The organism is Streptomyces sp. NPDC056296, assembly GCF_042268605.1.
Taxonomy (GTDB): domain Bacteria; phylum Actinomycetota; class Actinomycetes; order Streptomycetales; family Streptomycetaceae; genus Streptomyces.
The window spans coordinates 1-2,078 of the sequence record NZ_JBHJRX010000138.1; the positions used below are offsets into that span (position 1 = coordinate 1).

At 73.6% G+C, this 2,078-nt stretch carries 2 protein-coding genes; both read right to left on the reverse strand.

Annotation, left to right across the window (positions count from 1 at the left end; genetic code table 11):
- Window positions 1-1,008, reverse strand: a 1,008-nt coding sequence (locus ACFCZF_RS40805) for a beta-ketoacyl synthase N-terminal-like domain-containing protein (protein WP_376675981.1), incomplete at its 3' end; no start/stop codon positions are given.
- Between the two features lie 72 nt (window positions 1,009-1,080).
- The coding region (locus ACFCZF_RS40810; RefSeq protein ID WP_376675982.1) for a phosphopantetheine-binding protein at window positions 1,081-2,078 on the reverse strand (998 nt) is incomplete at its 5' end.

Below are 2,078 nucleotides of genomic sequence, written 5' to 3' on the forward strand. Positions count from 1 at the left end.
ACCATTACTCGCCCCGTCCTGATTCACCGCACTGCCCCGCACCACCGCCAACACCCGATGACCATGACGCCGCGCATCCGACAACCGCTCCACCACGAGCACACCGGCCCCCTCCGACCAGGACGTGCCGTCGGCCGCCGCGGCGAAGGACTTGATGCGGCCGTCGGGGGCGAGCCCCCGCTGGCGGCTGAAGTCGACGAATCCTCCCGGCGTCGCCGTGACCGTGGCACCGCCGGCCAGCGCGAGTGCGGACTCCCCGCGGCGCACCGACTCGACGGCCAGGTGCAGCGCGACCAGGGAGGACGAGCAGGCCGTGTCCACGGACAGCGCGGGGCCCTCGAAGCCGAGGGTGTAGGCGATCCGGCCGGAGGCGACGCTGCTGAGCTTGCCGGTCATCAGGTAGCCCTCGAGTTCCGCGGGGCCTTCGAGACCGAGGTAGCTCTGCTCGGTGATACCCGCGAACACGCCGGTGCGGGAGCCCCGCAGGGAGGCGGGGTCGATGCCCGCGTCCTCCAGCGCCTCCCAGGCGGTCTCCAGGAGCACCCGTTGCTGCGGGTCCATGGCCAGCGCCTCGCGCGGCGAGATGCCGAAGAAGTCGGCGTCGAAGAGGGCGGCTCCGTGCAGGAACCCGGCTTCGCGGGTGTAGGAGGTGCCGGCTTCGTCGGCGTCGGGGCTGTAGAGGGCGTCCAGGTCCCAGCCGCGGTCGGCGGGGAACGGGCCGATCGCGTCCCGGCCGTCGGCGACCAGGCGCCACAGGTCGCCGGGCGAGGTGACACCGCCCGGGAACCGGCAGGCCATGCCCACGATGGCGATCGGCTCGTCGTCGGCCGACTCCAGTTCGGTGATCCGCTCGCGTGCCTTCTGCAGGTCGGAGGTCACCCACTTCAGGTAGTCGACCAGCTTCTGTTCCCGGTTCGCCTCGTTCTTCCCTCCCTTGTTCTCCTCGGGCCGGGCGGGCGGGTCCGTCCTCTGGTCGTCGGTCGTGGCGGGCGGCTTGGCAGCGGACATGCGTAATCAGCCTCTCGTGGGTGCCGGGGCGGGACACGGGGGGCCACCCACGTCGGGCGGCCCCGCGCCGCGTCAGTCCGCCACGCGGCCGAGCTGGGTGTCGATGAAGTCGAAGATCTCGTCGGTGGACGCGGCCGCGATCAGGTCGCGCACGGCGGCGCCGTCCGGCGCGTCGGTGGCCGCCTCCCCCGGTCCGGGCAGCAGTTCCAGCAGCCCGTGCAGCCGGGTCTCGGCCTCGGACCGGACGGCGTCGTCGTGCGGCAGTGCGCCGATCGCGGCTTCCAGCTGGGCCAGTCCGGTCCGGACGGCAGCGGCCGGATCGGCCGGAGCAGCCGGTTCCGCGGCCTCGGCGGTGGCGAGGGCCAGCACGTGTCCGGCCAGGGCGGCCGGGCTCGGATGGTCGAAGACGACGGTGGCGGGCAGGCTCAGGCCGGTGGCCCTCGCGAGCCGGTTGCGCAGCTCCACTCCGGTCAGCGAGTCGAACCCGAGCTCCTGGAACGGTTTGCCGGGCGCGATGCCCGACGGGTCCGGATGCTTGAGGACGGCCGCGACCAGGGCGGTCACGGTCTCCAGCACGTACGGCCCCTGCTGCGCCCCGCTGAGGCCGGCGAGTCGTTCGGCCAGGGGGCGGACGATCTCCGGGGCGTCGGGTTCCCGCTCCGCAGACGCGTTCGCCGAAGGGCCGGGGGCGCTGTCCGCGGAGTGGACCGGGTCGAGCCAGTAACGCCGGTGCTGGAAGGCGTACGCGGGCAGCGGCACCCGGCGGGCCCCGGACCCGGCGAAGAACGCCTCCCAGTCCACGCTCACGCCACGGCTGTGCAGTTCGCCCAGGGCCAGCACCACGGACTCCGGCTCGGCGAGTCCGGGGCGCACCGAGGCGAGGGCGACGGTGGTGTCCGGGTCGTCGACGGACTGGGCGGCGAGGGCGGCGAGCGCACCGCCCGGGCCGATTTCGAGGTAGGTGCGGACGCCCAAGTCGTGCATCGTGGTCACGGCGTCGGCATACCGGACGGCCTCACGGACCTGCCGGACCCAGTACTCCGGATGACGCAGGTCCTCCCCCACCGCCA